This is a genomic window from Achromobacter sp. DH1f, assembly GCF_000633435.1.
GTDB classification, from domain to species: Bacteria; Pseudomonadota; Gammaproteobacteria; order Burkholderiales; family Burkholderiaceae_B; genus Achromobacter; species Achromobacter deleyi.
The window spans coordinates 207,029-224,429 of the sequence record NZ_AYMF01000001.1; the positions used below are offsets into that span (position 1 = coordinate 207,029).

Sequence of the window (17,401 nt, forward strand, 5' to 3'; positions counted from 1 at the left end):
CGCGCTCTTATATATACTGACTGCATCCGTCGCGCTGGGCGACGCAAGCAATGAACTCCATGCGCACACGCATCAAGATCTGCGGCCTGACCCGCGAAGAAGACATCGACGCCGCCGTCTCGGCCGGCGTCGACGCCATCGGCTTTGTCTTCTACCCCAAGAGCAAGCGCTGCCTGACGCCCACCCGCGCCGCGCAGCTGCGCCGCACGGTGCCGGCGTTTGTCGACGTGGTGGCTCTGTTCGTGAACCCTGATCCCGCCGACGTGCAGGCCGTGCTGGACCAGGTCGGCCCGGAACTGCTGCAGTTCCATGGCGACGAATCCCCGCAAGACTGCGCGCGCTACCACCACCGCTACCTGCGCGCCTTTCGCGCTGGCGCCCCGGGCCTGGCCACCGCCGAAGACCTGGCATCCTACTGCCGCGCCTACGGCGAAGCCGCTGGCTGGCTGTTCGACAGCTACAGCGCCGGCTACGGCGGCAGCGGCCACGGCTTTGACCACGCGCTGCTGTCCGACGTGAAGGCCGATCCTGTGTCGCGCCCGCTCATCCTGTCCGGCGGATTGACCCCCGACAACGTCGCCGCCGCGGTCCAATCCGTGCGTCCGTGGGCCGTTGATGTGAGCAGCGGCGTCGAGGTCGAGCAAGGAATAAAAAGTTCTGATAGAATCTCGTTCTTCGTTGCTGCGGTGCATGCCGCAGACGCGAAAAAGTAGGAAGGTTTTTTAGTGCTTGGCGTGCCCTTGGGCAGGTCGTTGCAGATGAAGAATCAGGCGCAGGTGAATACCAAAGCGAAGATTCTGGAACGCAACAAAAACAGCAAAAAGTTTGAAAAGACGATTTGCACAGTTTAAAAAAGCACTATATAATTCTTCTTCTTTGCAGGCGGTTAGCTCAGCTGGTTAGAGCGCCACGTTGACATCGTGGAGGTCGTTGGTTCGATTCCAATACCGCCTACCAAATTCCTGCAAAGTGGTGCTTGATAGAGCTAGTCAAGCACCGCCCAAAAAAGCCGCGACAGTCTAAGACTTCGCGGCTTTTTGCTTTCTACGTCGCCTGGAGAGCATTCAAGCATGGGGTTACGCCCAAATCCACCGTCCGATCCCGTGCCACATCCGCAGCGGCCTTCCTGGCAAACCCGCCTAGTGGAAGTGTTTTTTGGCGGTATTGCGATTGTGACGGCCGGCCTGGGCCTGATTGTCGCCGTCGGGCTGGGTCTGCTGTCCGGCGACTTGGGCATACTGCCGTGGCCGAAGAATACAAACAAGTGGGTGAAGGCTGCGGCGGTGCTTTTTGTTTTCGCGGTTCTGGTTTTGCTTGCATACCTGCTGATCAGGTAAAGCGTTGCCCACAGGCAGATAGATACTCCTGCCGCGTAGAGAAACCATCATTCGGCAAGTATGAAGGCATTATGTGTCGTGGCGATCTGTCAACTGCCAACGGTATATCTCTGACGCTGATTCCTTCGATCAGGGCGAGCTGGAATCAGCGGTCTTCAGTACTGATGGCGCCCGGCGGCGACGTCGCCTTATTCCACCCGCAAACACCGCCGCGCCATCTCCATATAGTGCGCAATCGGCGGCGTATCCAATCCCACCACCTTCGCCAGATCGTCATACCGGCGCAGCCGCACCGCGGCCAGCGCGTGCGGCTGACAGGAGAACGCCTCGGCTTGTTCGGCGGTGAATACGCCGCCTTGCAACGCCAGGCTCTGCACCGAGGCGGGCGACAAGGTGTCCAGGTAGGCCGGTTCGATCGCGCCCAGGTAGCGTTTGGCGGCGACGTGCAGGCGCACGGGCGTGGTGACGTCGTCGCTGAACAGCGTGCCCAGGGCGTCGGCGGCGACTTCCTGGTGGCGCATGTCGGTGGTGATGCTCTCGGCCAGCATGAGGTGGCCGACGTCGTGCAGGAAGGCGGCGACGATCACGGCCTCGGATTCGCCGGCCTGTTCGGCCAATTGCGCGCATTGCAGCGCGTGTTCGGTCTGGCTGATGGCTTCGCCGCCGTAGTAGGCGGCGCCGTGATGGGCGAACAGGTTTTCGATAGTGGGCAGGGTCAGCATGGAACAGCCTCGGCGTTGGGAAGTTGCACGAGACGATAGCGCTTGGTGGTGACATCTAGATGACTAGAGCACGTTATGAGATCACGTCATGTAGACCGAGCCTGCCCGCCCTGGCGCGACCACTATCGATGATAGTCTTGGGCTTCACCCGGGATGATTCATGCACAGACTGCCCCTTAGCGTTGCTCCCCTGATTGCCTGCCTGGCGCTTGCCGGCTGTCTGGCGACCGCGCCGGTTGCGCCGCAGTCGCGGGTGGACGAGATTCCGATGTACGGGGGCATGGATCGGTCGGCCCCTGACATCAAGGCCGCCGACGACAAGCTCACGGCGGACGCGAGCCGCGCGTTTGGGTCGCCGGCCCGCGCAGCGCAGGCCTGGATCGAGCAGGGCTATCGCTTTTACCGCGCGGATCAACTCGGCATGGCGACGCGGCGATTCAATCAGGCATGGCTGATGGATACGCATAATCCCGAGGTCTATACCGGTTTTGCCGCGGTGCTGCATGACCAGGGCAAGTATTGCGACGCCATGAAAATGATGGAGACGGCGCTGAGCCTGAAGCCACCGTCATTCCAGGGCATTTATGCCGATGCGGGCCGTATTGCCGCACGTTGTGCCGCCGCGGACCAGACCTTGTCGGGCCCGGAACGCGCCGCGATGATCACGCGTTCCGACGCCTTGTTCCGCAATGGCGAAGCTGTCGAGCCGGACAAGGCCTATCTGTATAACGCGTGGGCCAGCGCGTATTACTGGAACGGCCAGTATGCGGATGCCTGGGCGATGGTGGCCAAGGCGCGCAGGGCCGGCGGACAACCCGGTGCGCGGTTCCTGCAAATGCTGCGCGAGAAAATGCCGGAGCCGGTCTAGTCCTGGTTAGTCCACGGTATATTGCGGCTGGTCCAAGCCAGAATCCGGGAGCTGATCGTGTTGAAAATGTTGGGGTGTTGCCTGGCGATATCGCTGCTTGCGGGGTGCATGGGCGTGCCCATCGATGCCACGACCGCGCCGCGCGCGGCGCAGAACTATTATCTGGATCCGCAGGTCAGCGAAAGTGGCCCGGGCAAGGGTTTGGTGCGTGTTGCCAGGGACAAGGGCGGCTGGGGCAAGTATCAGCCGGCATTGATCTATGTCGACGGCCGGCATGTGGCGAATGTTCTCGAAAATACGGTGCTTGAACTGAATCTGCCCGTGGGGCCGCACGAAGTGGGCCTGCAGATGGTGGACCGGGCGCACCCGATCGTTTATCTCGACGTCCAGGTCAAGGACGGCCAACCCGTAGGGCTGCGCGCGTATGTGGGCGCAACCATGACGATTTTCGAACCCATCAAGTAGGTGTCTATGTCCAGAATCCTTGTGGCCGGACTGCTCGCGTCGATGCTGGCGGCCTGCGGCACCACGCCCGTCGATCCCAATCGGGCGCCGCAGTTGGAATCGTCATTTGTCATGGACCCCTCGTTGCTGCAATCGTCGACGGAAAAGAGTTCGATCCGGGTGGTGCGCGATTCGGGCACCTGGGGCAGCGCGATCGACATTCTGATCTACCTCGACGGCAGGCATATTGCCAGCATCAACGCCAATCGCGTCTTGCAGATCTGGGTGCCGCCGGGCGCGCACAAGGTCGGGATGCAGGCGTTCAATGCCTCTTATCCCGTGACCTATCTGGATGTGACGACCCGAGCGGGCGAGGTGGCTGATTTCCGGGTGTACCAGGATGGCAGCAATTGGCAGATTGTGCCGCTCAGGTAAAGGGCGGCGCAGGCGCGCCCGTCCGCGTGCGTTATCCTGCACCCCATCATGATGAGAGTACTGTGGCTGATCCTGGGTTGCGTGATGCTGGCGTTGGGCGTGATCGGCGCTTTTCTGCCGGTGATGCCGACCACGATTTTCCTGATTCTGGCGGTGGGCTGCTTTTCGCGCTCGTCGCCCCGGCTGGAGCGCTGGCTGCTGGACAGCCCCACTTACGGTCCGTCGCTGCGCGCCTGGCGTGAGCAGGGCGCGGTGTCGCGCAAGGGCAAGCTGTATGCGTCACTGGGCATGGCGGTGGGGTATGGCCTGTTCTGGTGGGGGGCGCATCCGTCGTTCTGGCTGGCGCTGGGCGTGGGGGTGTTTTTCCTGGCAAGCGCTGCCTATGTGTTGAGCCGGCCCAGCCCGCAAATCCGTGATCCGGCCGTTGCCGCATCGGCGCAACCGGATGATCCCGCGCCAGGCGCCTGACGCCAGCTTGAACGCCGCGCATCGCGCGTAACGCACCGAAACGGGCGTGTCCATTTTGTCGCCGCCGGGCCTGCAAATCTCTGCTTAAATTGCCTGCAGCGCGGCCATGGTCTTTGTTGCCAGGCCCTGTCCGGCGGTCGCCTCGTCCGCCCTGACATTTCGGCCCGCGAGGACGACCCATGCATATCAAACGACGAGAACTCCTGTTCGCCGGCCTGTCCAGCGCCGCGCTGGGGCTGATGACCGAGCCCGCGATGGCGATTGCCGCGCCCACGGGCCAACCCACCCTCGATCTGTGGCCGGGCAACCGGGCCCCGGGGGGACCCGGCCCGAAAGAGGCCGAGAAGGTCAGCGCCAAGGGCTCGGTCACGCAGGTGTCGCGGCCGCGCCTGGTGGTCTACCGGCCCGAACGCCCCAACGGCACGGCCATGCTGGTGATTGCCGGTGGCGGCTATGCCCACATCGAGCGTGGCACGGAAAGCACGCCGGCCTGCCTGTGGCTGCAATCGCAAGGGGTGACGGCGTTTGAGCTGGTGTATCGCCTGCCGGGCGAGCATTGGCCCGCGGTGGCGCCCCTGCAGGATGGACAGCGTGCGATGCGGGTGATCCGCGCGTCGGCCCAGGAATTCGGGCTGGATACCGGCCATATCGGCGTGATGGGGTTTTCGGCGGGTGGGCACCTGGCCGGCATCACCGCGGCCACGCCGGGCGTGGCCCGCTACCCGTTGCTGGACGAGACCGACAAACAATCTTCGCGGCCGGACTTCGCGGCGCTGATCTATCCCGTGCTGACGTTCATGCCGCCGTTCGACCACACCCATGCGCGTCGCGAGATCGTCGGCGAGCACCCCACGGCCGAGGAAAGCGCGGCGTTTTCCGTGGACCACCTGGTCACGGCGCAGATGCCGCCCACGTTCCTGGCGCAGGCGCAGGACGATCCGATTTCGCCGGTGGACAACAGCCTGTTGATGTTCGGGGCGCTGCGCCGCCTGGGCGTGCCGGCCGAGATGCACATCTTCGCGGCCGGCAAGCACGGCTGGGGCATGGGCAAGCCGGGTTCGCTGGTACAGGCCTGGCCCGAGCTGTTCGCCAAATGGGCGGCCTTCAATCAGTTCTTCAAGGCGTGATGTTGCAGGCCTTGCCCTCAAGGCCTGATCTTTCGCCCGTGATCGCCCAAGCCTGATCCACCGCCCCGTCGCTCGCGTTCAGTGCGAGTGCCTGGGATCGCCGCGCGTCTCCACCACCTTCAGGTAGAGCGTGGCTGGCTCCAGGCAGCCGCCGGTGGATAGCTGGCCCACCAATTGGCGATACAACGCTTGCCAGGGCGTCTGCGACGCCGGGGGCTGGTAGCCGGGCGCTTGCCGGCGCCGTTCCATTTCTGCATCGTCCACCAGCGCGATGACGCTGCGCTGGTTCAGGTCGACCCGTATCCGGTCGCCGGTGCGCAGCAGCGCCAGGCCGCCACCCACCGCAGCCTCGGGCGACATGTTCAGGATCGACGGGCTGCCCGACGTGCCGCTCTGGCGGCCATCGCCCAGGCAGGGCAAGGAGTCGATGCCGCGCTTGATCAGGTGCGACGGGGGCGCCATGTTCACGACTTCGGCGCTGCCGGGGTAGCCGACGGTGCCGGCACCGCGTATGACCAGGATGCAGTGTTCGTCGATGTCCAGCGACGGGTCTTCGATGCGGGCGTGGTAGTCCTCGGGGCCGTCGAACACGATGGCGCGGGCCTCGAAGGCATTTTCGTCGCCCTCGGTGGACAGGTAGGTGCGGCGGAACGCCTCGCCCACCACCGACATCTTGATGACGGCGCTGTCGAAGAAATTACCCGACAGCACGATGAAGCCGGCGCGGTGCTTGAGCGGCGCCGCGCAACTGCGGATGACATCGGCGTCGCGGGTCTTGGCACTGGCGGCGATGTCGCCGATGGTCTTGCCGGATACCGTGGGGCAGTCGGCATGCAACCGTCCGGCGGCCAGCAATTCGTGCAGCACGGCCGGCACGCCGCCGGCGCGGTGAAAGCCTTCACCCAGGTGCTCGCCGGCTGGCACGCAGTTCACCAGCAGCGGCACGTCTTCGCCCAGGCGCTGCCAGTCGTCCAGGCTGAGGTCGATGCCGGCGTGGCGCGCCATGGCGATCAAATGCGGCGGGCAGTTGCTGGATGCACCCAGGGCGGACGCGACGACGATGGCGTTTTCGAAGGCCTGGCGGGTCAGGATGTGGGACGGCCGCAGGTCTTCGCGCACCATGTCGCAGATGCGCAGGCCGGTGGCGTAGGCCATCTGGCCGCGTTCACGGTAGGGCGCGGGAATGCTGGCGCAGGTGGGCAGCGACATGCCCAGCGCTTCAGCCAGCGAGTTCATGGACAGCGCGGTGCCCATGGTGTTGCAGTGGCCCACCGACGGCGACGACGCCGTGGCCAGGGTCATGAAGCCTTCGTAGTCCAGCTTGCCCGCGGCCATCAGGTTGCGGGCGTGCCAGATGACGGTGCCGGAACCCACGCGCTGGCCGTCGTGCCAGCCGTCCAGCATGGGGCCGCCCGACAGCACGATGGCGGGGATGTCGACGGTGGCGGCCGCCATCAGGCAGGCGGGCGTGGTCTTGTCGCAGCCGGTGGTGAGCACCACGCCGTCCAGCGGATAGCCGTGCAGGATCTCGACCAGGCCCAGGTAGGCCAGGTTGCGGTCCAGCGCGGCGGTCGGGCGGCGGCCCTGTTCGGCCAGCGGATGCACCGGGAATTCCATGGGGATGCCGCCCGCGTCGCGGATGCCGGCCTTGATGCGCTCGGCCAGGGCCAGGTGGTGGCGATTGCAGGGCGCCAGGTCGCTGCCCGTTTGCGCAATGCCGATGACGGGCCGTCCGGATTGCAGTTCCTCGCGGGTCAGGCCGTAGTTCAGGTAGCGCTCGACGTAGATGGCCGTCATGTCGGCATGGGCGGGGTCGTCGAACCATTTCTGGCTGCGCAGCTTGCGGGGAGTGTCGGTCATGGATGCGTCTCGTGTGCTTCGAAGGCTTGCGGCGCGGCGGGCGCGCGGTAAGCCAGAGGGCCGGGGGGCTAGTTGCGCGCCTTGCCGATTTCCGTGTTCAGTTGCCGGATCAGGTCAGGCCCCAGCTCCTGCGTGTACTTGTCGACCACCGGCTGCACTTTTTCGCGCATGCGGGCCACTTCCTCGGGCGACACCGTGTTGATCTTCATGCCGGCCTGCTCCAGCGTGCCCATGGCTTTCAGCGAATCGGCCCGGCTGTCCTGGCGCTCGAAATCGCGCGAGGCCTCGGCGGCCTGGCGCACCAGGCGCTGTTCGTCGGGCGAGAGCTTGTCCCACCATTTCTTGGACGCCAGCACCACCCAGGGCGTGTAGACGTGCCGCGTGATCGTCAGGTAGGGCTGCACTTCGTAGAACTTGCTGCTCTGGATGGTGGTGATGGGGTTTTCCTGGCCGTCCACCGTGCGGGTTTCCAGCGCGGTGAACAGTTCCGAGAACGGCATGGGCACGGCGTTGGCGCCCAGCGTGTTGAAGACGCCCAGCGCGATCTGGTTCTGCATCACGCGCAGCTTGATGCCCTGCATGTCTTCGGCGCGCACGATGGGGCGCTTGGAATTGGTCATGTTGCGAAAGCCGTTTTCCCAGTACACCAGGCCGACCAGGCCCTTGGCTTCCAGCTTCTTGAGCAGGTCCTGGCCCAGTTGGCCGTCGAGCACGGCGTCGGCCTCTTTTTCGCTGTTGAACAGGAACGGCAGGTCGAAGACGCCGAATTCCTTGACCATGCCGGCCAGCGGCGCGGTGGACCCGACCATCATTTCCTGCACGCCGCCGGCCAGCGCGCCCTGCATCTGCTCGTCCGACCCCAGGTTGGCCGAGCCGAACGTCTTCATCTTGAGTTTGCCGCCGCTGATCTTTTCCAGTTCCTGCGCCAGGTAACGGGCAGCGCGGCCCTGGACGCTTTCGTCGTTCAGGCCGTAGCCGAAGCGGATCAGCCGCGGCTTGACGTCGGCGGCGGCCGCGACGCCGGCAACGGTGCAGGACAGTACGGCGGCCAGCACGATGAGGCGGGTCTTCAAAGGCTTGTACATGGTGTTCCTCCTTGGTTTCTTGTCAGGGGCGCGCGGGCGTGCGTCGCGGACCCTAGTGCATCCAGCTTGCGGGAACGGTGATCAGCTCGGGGAAGATCACCAGCAGAACCAGCAGCAGCGTGTAGGCCACGACGTAGCGCCACACGCCCCTGCAGATGGTTTCCATATTGATGCGGGCAACGCCGCAGACCACGTTCAGCACCGTGCCCACCGGCGGCGTCAACAGGCCCACGCAGCCGACCATGACGAACATGACGCCGAAGTAGACGGGGTCGATACCGGCCTTGGTGACGACGGGCATCAGCACCGGCGCCAGGATCAGGATGGTGGGCGTCAGGTCCATGACGGTGCCCACCAGCGTCAGCAGCACCAGCAGGGCGAACATCAAGAGCTTGGGCTGGTCCAGCACGGGTTCCAGCAGCGCAATCAGGTCCTGCGGCATGTCGGCCAGGGTGATCATGTATGACGAGACCATGGCGGCAGCCACCAGGAACATGACGATGGCGGTGGTGCGCGCGGCGTTGACGAACAGCGGCAGCAGGTCGCGCACGCCGATCTCGCGGTAGACGAACAGGCTGACCAGCAGCGCATACACGGCGGCGACCACGGCGGCTTCGGTGGGCGTGAAGATGCCGCCGCGCAGGCCGCCGATGATGATGACCGGCAGCATCAGCGCCCAGGCGGATTCGCGCAGGGCGCGCAGGCGGGCCCGCCACGGCTGGCGCGGCGCGGGCTTGATGGCGCCATGCTTGCGCGCCACCCAGGTCCATACCGCCACCAGCGTCAGGCCCATCATCAGCCCGGGGGCGATGCCGGCGAAGAACAGCTTGGTGATGGAGACGTTGGTGGCGACGCCGAAGATGATGAACGAGATGGACGGGGGAATGATGGGCGCGATGATGCCGCCCGCGGCGATCAGGCCCGAGGCCTGGCCGGCGTCGTAGCCTTTTTCGCGCAGCATGGGGATCAACAGGGAACCGAGGGCGGCGGCGTCCGCCACGGCCGAACCGGACAGGGCCGCGAGCAGCACGCTGGCGAAGATCGCCACGTAGCCCAGGCCGCCCTGGATGTGGCCCACGAACATGCTGGCCAGGTTGACGATGCGGCGCGAGATGCCGCCGGCGTTCATCAGTTCGCCGGCCAGCATGAACAGCGGTACCGCCATCAGCGTGAAGCTGTTGGCGCCCGACAGCATGTTCTGCGCCAGGATCTGGGTATCGAAGAAATCAAGCTGGAACATCATGGCGATCGCGCTGAGCAGCAGCGCGAAGGCAATCGGCATGCCCAGGGCGATCAGCCCCAGCAGCACGAGCAGGAAGACGGTCAGGATCATGGCGCGGGTCCGGGCGGGAGGGCGGAAAGGGAGAAGGGGCGGCCGGTCAGACCGACGGGTCTTCGGGGCTGGATTCCGCCGGCAATGGACCGCCGGTCAGCACGCGTATCAGGTCGACCAGGGTCAACAGGCCCATCGCCACGGCCGCATACAGCGCCGCGGCGTTGAAGACGGCCAGCGACATGGCCGTGACGGGCAGGCGGGTGTCCAGGCCGATCACGGTCTGCACCCAGCTGCCTTCGGCCATCAGCCACAGCACCCACAGGATCAGCAACTGACAGAAGATGTGCGAGACGCGGCGGGCGGCGGGGCCGAAGCGGTCCATCAGCATCGTGACGCCGATGTGCTGGTGATCGCGCAGCGCCAGCACCGACCCCAGGAAGATCATCCAGACGAACGCCAGGCGCGACACTTCGTCGGACGCGTTGATGCCGGAATTGAACAGATAGCGCATGGCGACGTTGCCGAACAGCAGCACCACCATGACGGCCAGGCAGGCGACCATCAGCCACGTCTGCAGGCGGGCGCACCAGTCTGCGGCGCGGGCCAGCGGCGTGCCGCCAGGCCGCCCCTTGGGGGAACCATGCATTCTTGTCTCCAGTTTCCGTCTTCCGGATTTTTATGAGGTCGTGCGGTGCTGATGTTAGCGCTAACATTTTTGGTTTGGCAAGCCCCCCGCTTTGCGTCAGACTACGGGCTCGCCAACTGGGTCAGAAAGATCGATGTCCATCCGAAAGCCGCGCAGCACCCGAGCCGGGCGAGTGACCATGCAAGAGGTCGCGGACCGCGCCGGGGTCAGCGCCATCACGGTGTCCCGCGCGCTGCGCACGCCCGACAAGGTGGCCGAGGGGTTGCGCCTGCGCATCGCCCAGGTCTGCCAGGAATTGGGTTACGTGCCCAACCACGCGGCCAGCGCGTTGGCGTCGTCGCGTTCGCAGACCATCGTGGTGCTGATCCCTTCGCTCAGCAACGTGGTGTTCATCGACATCATCACGGGCATCAAGGACGTGCTGGACGCGCAGGGCTACCACCTGCTGATCGGCGTGACCGGCTATTCGCCCGACGCCGAGGAAGCGCTGCTGCGCAAGTACCTGCAGCATCTGCCCGACGGCCTGATCCTGACCGGCATCGATCACAATCCGGGCGTGTGGGACCTGCTGCGGGCGCAGGGCATGCCCACCGTCCACACGATCGAAACGCTGGCCGCGGACGACGGCATGAGCGTGGGCTTCTCGCAGGCCGATTCGGGCTACGCGGCGTGCCGGCATCTGGTGGATCGCGGTTACCGGCGCATTGCCATCGTCGGTGCGCAACTGGACCCGCGTTCGCTGCGCCGCTGCGAAGGCGGCCGCCAGGCGCTGCGCGATGCTGGCCTGTACGACGCGTCGCTGGAAATCATGACGCCCGAGAAATCGTCCATCGGCCTGGGCGCGACGCTGTTGCAGACCTTGCTGGCGACGCATCCCGATTGCGATGCGGTGTTCTTCTGCAACGACGACCTGGCGCAGGGCGCGGTGTTTCAATGCGGGCGCCTGGGGGTGAGCGTGCCGGCACAGGTGGCGATCGTGGGGTTTCACGATCTGGCAGGCACGGCGTGGACCACGCCGCCCCTGTCCACCATCGCCACGCCACGCTACGAGATCGGCCGAGAGGCCGCGCAACTGCTCTTGCGGCAACTGGCGGGGCAGGACATCGAACAGCCTCACGTGGACCTGGGCTTCACGCTGGTCCAGCGCGAAACCACCTGATCTGCGCGGCGGCGATCCGTGCCTCCTAGGCCGCCCGCCGTAACGCCAGGAACACGCCCGACGCCATGATCAGGCCCATGCCGGCCAGCGCCAGGCCGTCAGGCGGACGCTGGAACCAGAACGTGCTGAAACCTACGGCCAGCAGCAGCTGGAAGTAGTTCAGCGGCGCCAGGGTCGCAGCCGACACACGCTGGAACGCGGCAATCAGCAGAATCTGCGCCAGACCGCTGCACGCGCCCAGGGCCACGATCAGCGTCATGTCGATGGCGGGAGGCCAGGGATCGGGCAGGAAGAACGGCGCGGGCAGCGCCGTGGCGATGAGGCAGATGAAGGCGGTGTAGGCATACTGCACTGGCCCGGCGACCTTGCCCGACAGCTTGCGGGTCAGCACCTGGAAAAAGGCATAGCTGACGGCCGATATCGCCATCAGCACGGTGCCCAGGACCGGCAGGTCGGACCCCGGCCGCACGATCAGCAGCATGCCCGCAAAGCCCGCCGCCACGGCCGTCCATTGCGCCGCCTTGACCCGCTCGCCCAGCAGCCAGGGCGACAGCGCCACCATGATGAGCGGCGAGGTGAAGTAGATCGCCGTGGCCTCGGACAGCGGCATCCAGATCAGCGCCGTCATGAAGCAGCTGGCCACCGTGGCCAACATGACGCCGCGCAGTACCAGCAGTGGTTTTTGCGGCGCATCGCGCAGGCGCTGGCCGCGGTGGCGCCACAGCATCGCCAGCGCCAGCGTGGCCACGGCGATGTAGCGCATGACGTTCAGGAACGGCGCCGGGTAGTAGGCCAGCAGCTGCTTGGACCCCGCGTCGAACGTGGCGAAGGCCATGAGCGCGGCGAAGAACAGCAGGATGCCGGCGCGGCGCGATCCGCCCGGCGTGGCGGCAGCCCGCGTTGCGGCGGCAGCCGATGCTGCGGCGGGCGACACCGCGGCCGCCCCGGCGCCCGGCACGGGCGCCGCCGATGAAGGAAGGGTCATGGTCCGCTCAGGCGCCGCCTTGGCTCATGCCTTGCAGGAAAGCGTCCAGCGCCGGGCCGATCGCCTGGACCATGTAGCCGCCTTCCTGGACCACCGCCGTCGGCACGCCCAGGCTGGCCACGCGGGCGCCGATGTCGCGGTAGGCGCCGATGTCCAGCTTGAGCACGCTGATGGGGTCGTCCTTGTAGGTGTCGAACCCCAGTGCCAGCACCAGGGCCTCGGGCGCGTACCCGGCCAGCGCGGCCAGGGCCGTGTCCAGCGCCTTCAGGAAGACGTCGTTGCCCGACCCGTGCGGCAGCGGCAGGTTCAGGTTGTAGCCTTCACCCGGGCCGTGGCCGCGTTCGTGCGCATAGCCCGTGTAGAACGGGTAATAGCCGGTGGGATCGGCGTGCAGCGACACGGTCATGACGTCGGCGCGCTGGTAGAAGATGTTCTGGGTGCCGTCGCCGTGGTGGGCGTCCACGTCCAGCACCGCCACCTTGGACCAGGTCTGCAGCAGGCGGCTGGCGGCCGCGGCGCTGCTGTTCAGGTAGCAGAAGCCGCCGGCGCGGTCGCGGTGGGCGTGGTGGCCCGACGGCCGGCACAGCGCATAGGCCAGCTTGCCGCCCGCGGCAACGTGATCGGCCGCGGCCACGGCGCTGTGGGTCGAGCGCAGCGCCGATCGCCAGGTCTGCGGGCCGATGGGGCACGACAGGTCGCTCAGGTAATACCCCGTCTGCGCCACGATGGACGGCGACGGGCAGGGGCCGCGCCCGGCCGTTTCGACGCGGCCGTTGTAGTAGGGCGACAGGTTCGGCAGCACCTCCGGGCCGGGGTCCACGCCGGGTGCCTTCAAGGCCTGCCAGCGGGCATACGCGGTTTCCAGGTAGTCCAGGTAGTCCTGGCTGTGGATGCCTTCCAGCGGCTTGCGGCCGTAATCCGACGGCGCCTGGACCGTGATGCCGCGCGCCGCCAGGGCGCTTTGCAGGCTTTCGGCGCGCGCTGGCAGGTCGGTCGGCGCGCTGATGCGTCCCAGCCGCATGAACTGCTGGGGCGAGTGCAGCAGCTGTTCTTCCGAGAAAAACGCCTTCATGATGATCCTTGTCGAGGGGGCGTCAGGCCGCCTGCTTGATTTCGATTTCGACGAACACGAATTCGGTGTCGCTGGGGTTGATGACGTTGTGCTCGACGCCCACCGGCCGGTAGTAGGCTACGCCGGTGGTGAGCTGGCTGGTGATGGGGCCGTCGGGGGTGTCCAGCAGCAGCGGGCCGGTGGTCTGCGGCACGACCACGTAGTTCATGCCGTGACGGTGCCAGCCGGTCTCGCCGCCCGGCGGAAAGCGCCATTCGGTCACGGTGACCTGGGCGTTGTCGATCTGGACGGTCGGGATGGCAGCGGGGCGTTGCATGGTCGAGTCTCCTGGTTGATGCCGCTTTCAGGCGGCGGCCTGCGCCTGGGTGGGATCCCAGTGCTGGCCGGGCACCGCGGCGATGAGTTGTTGCGTATAGGCGTGTTGCGGGTTGTCGAAGATCTGGCTGGGTGAGCCGTATTCCACCACCTTGCCGCGATGCATGACCAGCACCGAATTGCAGATCTGGGCGGCCACGCGCAGGTCATGGGTGATGAACACCAGCGCGATCTTCAGGCGCTGCTGCAGGTCGTGCAGCAGTTGCAGCACCTGGGCCTGCACGGATACGTCCAGCGCCGACACGGATTCGTCGGCCACCAGCACCTTGGGTTCCAGCGCCAGCGCGCGCGCGATGCCGATGCGCTGGCGCTGGCCGCCCGAGAACTGGTTGGGATAGCGGTCGAACGCCGACGGGTCCAGCCCCACCAGCGACAGCAGCTCGCGCACCCGGGCCTCGGCCTGGGCTCGCGGCACGCCATTGGCTACCGGGCCATCGCTGATGATGCGGCCCACGGTGTGGCGCGGGTTGAGCGACGCAAAGGGGTCCTGGAAGATCATCTGGATATCTTTGCGCAGCGGCCGAAAGCGCGACTCGGGCAGGGTGGCGATGTCCTGGCCGTTGAAGATCAGCTGGCCGCCATTGATGCCGACCAGCTTGAGCAGGCATTTGCCGATGGTGGACTTGCCCGACCCGGATTCGCCCACGATGCCCAGCGTTTCGCCGCGGCGCACAGTAAAGCTCACGCCGTCCACCGCGTGCACTTCGCGCTTGTTGCCCAGCCAGCCGTGGCCGATGACGTAGGTCTTCTTCAGGTCTTTGACTTCCAGCACAGGCGCGTCGTCGGCGGCCGCGGCGCGCTCTTCGCCGCGGCGGTGCGGCACGGCGGCGATCAGGCGCTGGGTGTACGGATGACGCGGCCGGTTCAGCACCTCGTCGGCCGGCCCCTGTTCGACCAGTATGCCCTTTTCCATGACGGCCACCCGGTGCGCGATCTCGGCCACCACGCCGAAGTCATGGGTGACGAACATCACCCCCATGCCCTTTTCCTTCTGGATGCGGGCGATCAGCGCCAGGATCTGGGCCTGGGTGGTGACGTCCAGCGCGGTGGTGGGCTCGTCGGCGATCAGCAGCGCGGGCTCCAGCGCCAGGGCCATGGCGATCATGACGCGCTGGCGCTGGCCGCCGGACAGCCGGAACGGGTACACGTGATAGAGCGTGGCCGGGTCCGGCAGGCCGACGAACGCCAGCAGGTCCAGCGTGCGTTTCATGCGCTCAGCGCCGGGGTAGGCGTTGTGCACGCGCATGACTTCGCTGATCTGTTCGCCCACCGTCATCAGCGGGTTCAGGGCCGACAGCGGTTCCTGGAAGATCATGGCCATGTCCTTGCCGCGCATGGCCTGCAGGGTGGCTTCGTCCTGTCGCAGCAGGTCGGTGCCGCGGAACAGGATGCGGCCTTGCTGCGGCGTCAGGTAGTCGGGCAGAAGGCCCATAATGGCGTTGGCGCTCATGGACTTGCCCGAGCCGGATTCGCCGACGATGCACAGGATTTCACCGGCATGGATGTCGTACGAGACGTCCTGCACCGCGAACGGGCGGTCGCCGCCGCTGGGCAGCGCAATGCTGAGGTTCTGGATGGAAAGCAGGGGCGTGGATGCGTTCATGCCGGTCTCCTATTCGCCGCGCTTGCGCAGTTGCGGGTTGAGGGCGTCGTTCAGGCCTTCGCCGATCAGGTTGATGGCCAGCACGGTCAGCAGGATGGCCACGCCCGGCCACACGCTCATCCACCAGGCTTCGCGGATCATGGTGCGGGCCGCGCCGATCATGAAGCCCCAGCTCATCAGGTTGCGGTCGCCCAGGCCCAGGAAGGACAGCGACGATTCGGTCAGGATGGCGGTCGCCACCATGAACGAGGCCGACACGATGATGGGCGACATGGCGTTGGGCAGGATCTGCGTGCCCACGATGCGGGCCGGCGTCTGGCCGATGACGATGGCCGCCTGCACGAACTCGCGCTGCTTGAGGGTCATGAATTCAGACCGCACCAGGCGCGCCGCCGGGGGCCAGGACACCACCGCGATGGCGCCCATGATGGAATACACCGACGGGCTCAGGATGGCCACCAGCACCACGGCCATGGCCAGTTGCGGAATGGTCTGGAAGAACTCGGTGAAGCGCATCAGCGCATCGTCCACGCGGCCGCCGCAATAGCCGGCGATGGACCCCACCACGATGCCGAACACCAGCGCCACGGTGGTGGACAGCAAGCCCACCATCAGCGACACGCGGGCGCCCCACACCAGGCCGGCGGTGATGTCGCGGCCCAGCATGTCGGTGCCGAACGGGTAGGCCGCGTCGGTGAACGGCGGGATCAGCGGGTCGGCCACCATCATCCACGGCGAATCCGGGTACAGGAGCGGCGCGGCCAGGGCCACGATGACGACGACCAGCATGATGGCCAGGCCGGCCACCGCGCCGTAGTTGCGCATATAGCGTCGGGCAAAGGGGCTCATGCGGCGGCTCCTTGTTGCGCGCCCGCGCCGATGCGCGGATCGATCAGCCGGTACAGCACGTCGGTCAGCAGGTTGAACACCACCACCATGATCGAGGTCACCAGGAAAATGCCCAGCAGCAGCTGGTAGTCACGCTGCAGCAGCGCATCGAACATCAGCCGGCCGATGCCGGGCCACGCGAACACCGTCTCGGTCAGCACCGCGCCGCCGGCCATCTGGCCCAGCTGGATGCCGGCAAACGTAATGACGGGCAACAGCGCGTTGCGCAGCACGTGGGCGCGGATGACGCGGCTGGGGCTGACGCCCTTGGCGCGCGCCGTCTTGACGAAGTCCATGCCGATGACTTCCAGCATCGACGCCCGGGTCAGCCGCACATAGACGGCCATGAAGAAGCAGCCCAGCGTGACGGTCGGCAGGATCAGGTGCTGCGCGATGTCGGCCGCGCGGGCCCAGCCGGTCAGGCCGGCGCCCACGGTTTCCATGCCGAAGGCCGGCAGCCAGCCCAGCACCACCGAGAACAGCAGGATGCCCATCAGCGACAGCCAGAACAGCGGCGTCGCGTAGAGCAGCAGGGCGCCGGTCATGACCGAGCTGTCGATCCAGCGGCGCTTGTTGCGGTAGCGCGCCTTGGCGGCCACCACGCCCAGCAGCACGCCCAGCACGATCGAGAACACGAAGGCGCAGGACATCAGCAGGAAGGTGGCGGGCAGGCGCTCGACGATCAGGTCCAGCACCGGCACGTGGTTGCGGTAGGAAAAGCCCAGGTCCAGCTGGACCACGCCTTTCAGGTACAGGAACAGCTGCGTCAGCACGGGCTTGTCCAGCCCGAACGCCACGCGCAACTGTTCGACATAGGCGGCATCGCCCGCGCCCGCCTGGCCCGCCAGCACGGCGGCGGGGTCGCCGGGCGCCAGGCGGATCAGGAAGAAATTGATGATCACCACGCCCAGCACGACCACCAGGGCCTTGCCGATGCGGGATACGAGGAAAGACAGGAATTTCATGCTCAAGGTCCTCCGTGGACGGGCGCGGGTGTCCGTCGCGCGGCCGGGCGCCGCCGCCGGGGTGCCGGCCCCGGTGGCGGTGTGCG

The 17,401-nt window shown here is 66.4% G+C and carries 19 protein-coding genes and 1 tRNA gene; 9 read left to right on the forward strand and 11 right to left on the reverse strand.

Features of this window, described 5'->3' with window-relative positions; translation table 11 throughout:
* Positions 1 to 50 precede the first annotated feature (50 nt).
* From U858_RS0100935 to U858_RS0100950, 3 genes are all read left to right on the forward strand, one after another.
* Positions 51 to 713 (forward strand): phosphoribosylanthranilate isomerase, encoded by a 663-nt coding sequence (locus U858_RS0100935; protein ID WP_081821513.1) that lies wholly within the window; start codon positions 51 to 53, stop codon positions 711 to 713.
* A gap of 167 nt (positions 714 to 880) precedes the next feature.
* Positions 881 to 957 (forward strand) — tRNA-Val (locus U858_RS0100945).
* A 185-nt stretch (positions 958 to 1,142) separates the two neighbouring features.
* Positions 1,143 to 1,337, forward strand: coding sequence for a hypothetical protein (locus tag U858_RS0100950; protein ID WP_025135320.1), 195 nt, complete (start codon positions 1,143 to 1,145; stop codon positions 1,335 to 1,337).
* A 188-nt stretch (positions 1,338 to 1,525) separates the two neighbouring features.
* Here the strand turns inward: U858_RS0100950 and U858_RS0100955 are convergent, their stop codons facing one another.
* Positions 1,526 to 2,059 carry a phosphonate degradation HD-domain oxygenase gene (locus U858_RS0100955; protein WP_025135321.1) on the reverse strand — a complete coding sequence of 178 codons (534 nt, stop codon included), beginning with the start codon at positions 2,057 to 2,059 and terminating at the stop codon, positions 1,526 to 1,528.
* 160 nt (positions 2,060 to 2,219) lie between these two features.
* Here U858_RS0100955 and U858_RS0100960 point away from each other — a divergent pair, with 160 nt between their 5' ends.
* The 5 genes from U858_RS0100960 to U858_RS0100980 all read left to right on the forward strand — a co-directional run bounded on the left by U858_RS0100960 (position 2,220) and on the right by U858_RS0100980 (position 5,401).
* Positions 2,220 to 2,927 carry a hypothetical protein gene (locus U858_RS0100960; RefSeq protein WP_025135322.1) on the forward strand — a complete coding sequence of 236 codons (708 nt, stop codon included), beginning with the start codon at positions 2,220 to 2,222 and terminating at the stop codon, positions 2,925 to 2,927.
* 57 nt (positions 2,928 to 2,984) lie between these two features.
* Positions 2,985 to 3,392 (forward strand): hypothetical protein, encoded by a 408-nt coding sequence (locus U858_RS0100965; RefSeq protein WP_157838760.1) that lies wholly within the window; start codon positions 2,985 to 2,987, stop codon positions 3,390 to 3,392.
* A gap of 6 nt (positions 3,393 to 3,398) precedes the next feature.
* Positions 3,399 to 3,806, forward strand: a complete 408-nt coding sequence (locus tag U858_RS34170; RefSeq protein ID WP_025135324.1) for a hypothetical protein — start codon at positions 3,399 to 3,401, stop codon at positions 3,804 to 3,806.
* Between the two features lie 48 nt (positions 3,807 to 3,854).
* Complete coding sequence (locus U858_RS0100975) at positions 3,855 to 4,274, forward strand: YbaN family protein (RefSeq protein WP_198529692.1); 420 nt, start codon at positions 3,855 to 3,857, stop codon at positions 4,272 to 4,274.
* Positions 4,275 to 4,453: 179 nt separating this feature from the next.
* Positions 4,454 to 5,401, forward strand: coding sequence for an alpha/beta hydrolase (locus U858_RS0100980; RefSeq protein ID WP_025135326.1), 948 nt, complete (start codon positions 4,454 to 4,456; stop codon positions 5,399 to 5,401).
* Positions 5,402 to 5,479: 78 nt separating this feature from the next.
* Here U858_RS0100980 and U858_RS0100985 read toward each other — a convergent pair whose 3' ends face one another.
* The 4 genes from U858_RS0100985 to U858_RS0101000 form a co-directional block, all read right to left on the reverse strand.
* A complete protein-coding gene (locus U858_RS0100985; RefSeq protein ID WP_025135327.1) occupies positions 5,480 to 7,261 on the reverse strand; it encodes an IlvD/Edd family dehydratase in 1,782 nt (593 codons plus the stop codon).
* A gap of 68 nt (positions 7,262 to 7,329) precedes the next feature.
* Positions 7,330 to 8,346, reverse strand: coding sequence for a TRAP transporter substrate-binding protein (locus U858_RS0100990; RefSeq protein ID WP_025135328.1), 1,017 nt, complete (start codon positions 8,344 to 8,346; stop codon positions 7,330 to 7,332).
* Between the two features lie 52 nt (positions 8,347 to 8,398).
* Complete coding sequence (locus U858_RS0100995; protein WP_025135329.1) at positions 8,399 to 9,679, reverse strand: TRAP transporter large permease; 1,281 nt, start codon at positions 9,677 to 9,679, stop codon at positions 8,399 to 8,401.
* Between the two features lie 46 nt (positions 9,680 to 9,725).
* The gene (locus U858_RS0101000; protein ID WP_025135330.1) at positions 9,726 to 10,268 is read right to left on the reverse strand and encodes a TRAP transporter small permease; all 543 of its coding nucleotides are present in this window, start codon (positions 10,266 to 10,268) and stop codon (positions 9,726 to 9,728) included.
* Between the two features lie 133 nt (positions 10,269 to 10,401).
* Between U858_RS0101000 and U858_RS0101005 the strand changes: the two genes are divergently transcribed.
* Positions 10,402 to 11,427, forward strand: a complete 1,026-nt coding sequence (locus tag U858_RS0101005; protein ID WP_025135331.1) for a LacI family DNA-binding transcriptional regulator — start codon at positions 10,402 to 10,404, stop codon at positions 11,425 to 11,427.
* A gap of 25 nt (positions 11,428 to 11,452) precedes the next feature.
* On the opposite strand, the gene U858_RS0101010 is transcribed toward U858_RS0101005, so the two are convergent.
* Genes U858_RS0101010 through U858_RS0101035 form a run of 6 tightly spaced genes read right to left on the reverse strand, consistent with a single transcriptional unit; the run spans position 11,453 to position 17,315 of the window.
* On the reverse strand, positions 11,453 to 12,361 hold the full coding sequence (locus tag U858_RS0101010) for an EamA family transporter (RefSeq protein ID WP_029953408.1): 909 nt from the start codon (positions 12,359 to 12,361) through the stop codon (positions 11,453 to 11,455).
* A gap of 58 nt (positions 12,362 to 12,419) precedes the next feature.
* Entirely contained in the window at positions 12,420 to 13,484 is a 1,065-nt protein-coding gene (locus tag U858_RS0101015; RefSeq protein ID WP_025135333.1) for a histone deacetylase family protein, read from the reverse strand.
* A 22-nt stretch (positions 13,485 to 13,506) separates the two neighbouring features.
* Positions 13,507 to 13,800 carry a cupin domain-containing protein gene (locus U858_RS0101020; RefSeq protein WP_025135334.1) on the reverse strand — a complete coding sequence of 98 codons (294 nt, stop codon included), beginning with the start codon at positions 13,798 to 13,800 and terminating at the stop codon, positions 13,507 to 13,509.
* Positions 13,801 to 13,827: 27 nt separating this feature from the next.
* Entirely contained in the window at positions 13,828 to 15,462 is a 1,635-nt protein-coding gene (locus U858_RS0101025) for an ABC transporter ATP-binding protein (protein ID WP_025135335.1), read from the reverse strand.
* Positions 15,463 to 15,471: 9 nt separating this feature from the next.
* On the reverse strand, positions 15,472 to 16,311 hold the full coding sequence (locus U858_RS0101030) for an ABC transporter permease (RefSeq protein ID WP_025135336.1): 840 nt from the start codon (positions 16,309 to 16,311) through the stop codon (positions 15,472 to 15,474).
* Complete coding sequence (locus tag U858_RS0101035) at positions 16,308 to 17,315, reverse strand: ABC transporter permease (RefSeq protein WP_025135337.1); 1,008 nt, start codon at positions 17,313 to 17,315, stop codon at positions 16,308 to 16,310. Before U858_RS0101035 ends, U858_RS0101030 begins: the two co-directional genes overlap by 4 nt.
* Between the last annotated feature and the right edge of the window lie 86 nt (positions 17,316 to 17,401).

Bases quoted from the DNA above. Each gene is read 5' to 3' on its own strand.
- U858_RS0100935 (WP_081821513.1), top strand. From the start codon at position 51: ATGAACTCCATGCGCACACGCATCAAGATCTGCGGCCTGACCCGCGAA.
- U858_RS0100955 (WP_025135321.1), bottom strand. From the start codon at position 2,059: ATGCTGACCCTGCCCACTATCGAAAACCTGTTCGCCCATCACGGCGCC.
- U858_RS0100960 (WP_025135322.1), top strand. From the start codon at position 2,220: ATGCACAGACTGCCCCTTAGCGTTGCTCCCCTGATTGCCTGCCTGGCG.
- U858_RS34170 (WP_025135324.1), top strand. From the start codon at position 3,399: ATGTCCAGAATCCTTGTGGCCGGACTGCTCGCGTCGATGCTGGCGGCC.
- U858_RS0100975 (WP_198529692.1), top strand. From the start codon at position 3,855: ATGATGAGAGTACTGTGGCTGATCCTGGGTTGCGTGATGCTGGCGTTG.
- U858_RS0100980 (WP_025135326.1), top strand. From the start codon at position 4,454: ATGCATATCAAACGACGAGAACTCCTGTTCGCCGGCCTGTCCAGCGCC.
- U858_RS0100985 (WP_025135327.1), bottom strand. From the start codon at position 7,261: ATGACCGACACTCCCCGCAAGCTGCGCAGCCAGAAATGGTTCGACGAC.
- U858_RS0100990 (WP_025135328.1), bottom strand. From the start codon at position 8,346: ATGTACAAGCCTTTGAAGACCCGCCTCATCGTGCTGGCCGCCGTACTG.
- U858_RS0100995 (WP_025135329.1), bottom strand. From the start codon at position 9,679: ATGATCCTGACCGTCTTCCTGCTCGTGCTGCTGGGGCTGATCGCCCTG.
- U858_RS0101000 (WP_025135330.1), bottom strand. From the start codon at position 10,268: ATGCATGGTTCCCCCAAGGGGCGGCCTGGCGGCACGCCGCTGGCCCGC.
- U858_RS0101005 (WP_025135331.1), top strand. From the start codon at position 10,402: ATGTCCATCCGAAAGCCGCGCAGCACCCGAGCCGGGCGAGTGACCATG.
- U858_RS0101015 (WP_025135333.1), bottom strand. From the start codon at position 13,484: ATGAAGGCGTTTTTCTCGGAAGAACAGCTGCTGCACTCGCCCCAGCAG.
- U858_RS0101020 (WP_025135334.1), bottom strand. From the start codon at position 13,800: ATGCAACGCCCCGCTGCCATCCCGACCGTCCAGATCGACAACGCCCAG.
- U858_RS0101025 (WP_025135335.1), bottom strand. From the start codon at position 15,462: ATGAACGCATCCACGCCCCTGCTTTCCATCCAGAACCTCAGCATTGCG.
- U858_RS0101030 (WP_025135336.1), bottom strand. From the start codon at position 16,311: ATGAGCCCCTTTGCCCGACGCTATATGCGCAACTACGGCGCGGTGGCC.
- U858_RS0101035 (WP_025135337.1), bottom strand. From the start codon at position 17,315: ATGAAATTCCTGTCTTTCCTCGTATCCCGCATCGGCAAGGCCCTGGTG.